This is a genomic window from Actinomycetota bacterium (assembly GCA_036280995.1).
Lineage (GTDB): Bacteria > Actinomycetota > CALGFH01 > CALGFH01 > CALGFH01 > CALGFH01.
This window is the reverse complement of the sequence record DASUPQ010000085.1, coordinates 1-2,662: the sequence shown is the minus strand read 5'-3', so window position 1 is coordinate 2,662 and position 2,662 is coordinate 1. Positions and strand designations below refer to the sequence as shown.

General features: G+C 72.6%; 4 protein-coding genes. All 4 read left to right on the top strand.

Going from position 1 to position 2,662, the window contains the following annotated elements; translation table 11 throughout:
- Positions 1-725: helix-hairpin-helix domain-containing protein (locus VF468_02335; GenBank protein ID HEX5877150.1), on the top strand; the 725-nt coding region annotated here is incomplete at its 5' end.
- Complete coding sequence (locus tag VF468_02330) at positions 718-1,308, top strand: hypothetical protein (GenBank protein ID HEX5877149.1); 591 nt, start codon at positions 718-720, stop codon at positions 1,306-1,308. The genes VF468_02335 and VF468_02330, both read left to right, overlap by 8 nt.
- 89 nt (positions 1,309-1,397) lie before the next feature.
- Positions 1,398-1,643: a DUF6458 family protein gene (locus VF468_02325; GenBank protein ID HEX5877148.1), complete on the top strand. Its 246-nt coding sequence runs from the start codon at positions 1,398-1,400 to the stop codon at positions 1,641-1,643.
- A 157-nt stretch (positions 1,644-1,800) separates the two neighbouring features.
- A partial coding sequence (locus tag VF468_02320) for a GDSL-type esterase/lipase family protein (GenBank protein HEX5877147.1) occupies positions 1,801-2,662 on the top strand: 862 nt, incomplete at its 3' end.

The window sequence follows — 2,662 nt, the reverse complement described above, 5'->3', positions numbered from 1 at the left end:
CCCTGGTCCACTTCGCCAGCCGCGGGGCCATGGACATCGAGCACCTGGGCGAGAAGACGGTGGCCGCCCTGATCGACGCCGGCAGGCTCCACGACGCGGCCGACATCTACCGGATCACCGCCGACGACCTGACCGCCCTCGGCGGGTTCAAGGACCGCTCCATCGCCAACCTGCTGGAGGCGATCGAGGCCTCCAAGCAGCGCCCGCTGGACCGGCTGCTGGTCGGGCTGTCCATCCGCCACGTCGGTGGCACCGTGGCCACCCTGCTGGCCAACCGCCTCAAGTCCCTTGAGGCGATCGCCGCCGCCTCCGAGGAGGAGCTGAACGACGTCGGCGGGGTCGGCCCCACCATCGCCGCCAGCGTGGCCGCCTGGTTCGCCGACGAGGGCAACCAGGACCTGGTCCGGCGCCTGGTCGAGGCCGGCCTCAACACCAAGGCCGACGGCGGCAGCGGGGCCGACCGGCCCCAGACCCTGGCCGGGATGTCCTTCGTCCTCACCGGCGGCCTGGACGGCCTCACCCGCGACGAGGCCACCCGGGCCATCGAGGACCGCGGCGGCCGGGTCGCCTCCAGCGTCTCCAAGAAGACCGCCTACGTCGTCGTCGGTGCCGACCCCGGCTCCAAGGCCGCCCGCGCCGCCGAGCTCGGGGTCCCCACCCTCGACGAGGCCGCCTTCGCCGCCCTCCTCGCCAAGGAGGAGGTCGAGGAGGTGGCCGATGGGTGACGTCTGGCACCCGCTCGACCCGGAGGGGTCGCGGCCCCAGCAGCCGTCGGGGCGGGACCGGGGACCCGACCCGGAGCCGATCGTGCGGACGGTGCGGGTCGCGTTCCTGTTCGCCGGGATGGTGGTGGCGGTGATGGTCAGCGCCGGCCTCAACTCCCTCGGCGGGCCGGGGGCGGTGGCGACGCCGGTGGGCGGGGTCGCCGTCACCGCCGTGGTGGCCGTGGCCGTGCTGGCCGTCCTGGGTGGCGCCGGGCTGGCCCTGCGCCCGGCCAGGCTGCTGGTGGCCGGCAAGCGGGCCCTGGAGCATCCCGACCCGCGCCTGCGCCGGCCGCGGGCCGAGCGGGCCAGGGCGATCGGCTTCCGCGGCCTGGCCATGGGCTGGGCCAGCCAGGCCCTGGTGTTCGGCCTCCTCCCGGCGTTCGCCGGCCTGGCGCTGGAGCTGCTCTACGACCGCCAGTGGGAGCTGCTGGCCTTCGCCGGGATCAGCCTGCTCGCCGGGTTCGTCTTCCAGCTCCAGGTGGCCGGGGCCGTGCGCCTGGCCGTGGACGACCCCGAGCTGCGCGCCAGCTACGGCTCCCGCTGATCGGGTCCCCGGTCCGGATCGGGGGTTTCCCCGAGGCCCGACCGGGTAACGCGGACCGGAGACATCGTGCTTGGTTTGAAGGAGGAGCAATGAGTATCGGAGCCAGCATCTTCCTGCTGGTCATCGGAGCCATCCTGACGTTCGCGGTCAACGTCACCACCGAGGGCTTCAACCTCAACACCGTCGGCATCATCCTGATGGTCGCCGGCGTGGTCGGCCTGCTCCTGTCCCTGCTGTTCTGGAGCAGCTTCTCCCCCTACCGGCGCCGCTCCACGGCCGCCTACCCCGAGGAGCGCGTGGTCGAGGAGCGCCGCATCGAGCGCGACTACCCCTGAGCCGGGCGTTCACGCACAAGCACATATCTAGGCAGGAACCCTAAAACCGGTCATTCTCTGACCAGCATCCCGTTCCACGCGACCGGGGAGGTCAGAGATGCCCAGAACAGCGGGCAGGTATCCGGCGCCGCATACTGCGTCGAGGCATCCGTCCAGCGTGAAGGCTTGCGCGCCGCCCCCGGCGACCAGGCAGCTGCCGCAAGCGCGGATACGTGTCCGGTGTTCTGGATCGTTCCGCGCCCTCGGGGTCGGGGTCGCCCTGCTCGCGGCGACCCTGGGTCCCGCCGCCGCAGCCTCCGCCGCAACCTCGGCCCCTGCCGCCGCCCCCCTGGCCGCGGCGGTGGCGCCGCCGCTGCCGGACTCGATGGCGGCCATCGGGGACTCGATCACCCAGGCGGTCGACGTCTGCTGCTTCTACGGCAACTGGCCCGGCCACTCCTGGGCCACCGGATACGCGCCGCTGGACGGGATCGCCAGCCACTACGAGCGCATCCGGGCCCGGAACCCGGCCATCCGCGGCCACCGGTGGAACAACGCCGTCTCGGGCGCGCGCATGGCCGACGCCCCCGGCCAGGCCCGGCGCACCGTCGGCCAGGGGGCCGAGTACGTCACCATCCTCATGGGCGCCAACGACCTGTGCGGCTGGGACGGCCGTCTCACCCCCACGGCAACCTTCCGGGCCCAGTTCACCGAGACCCTGGACATCCTGCGCAGCGGGCTGCCCGGCAGCCGCGTGTTCGTGGCCTCGATCCCGAACCTGTACCAGCTCTGGAGCGTCCTGCGCACCGACCCGGTCGCCCAGATCGTCTGGCAGGCGGCCGGCATCTGCCCGTCGATGCTGAACTTCTTCAACTCGGCCGCCGACCGCCAGGCCGTGATCGAGCGCGAGCGGGAATTCAACGACGTCCTCCGCGACGTCTGCGCCACCTGGTCCAACTGCCGCTTCGACGGCTACCTGACCTACGAGTACGACTTCTCCCGCGGCATGGTCTCGCGCCTCGACTACTTCCACCCCAGCC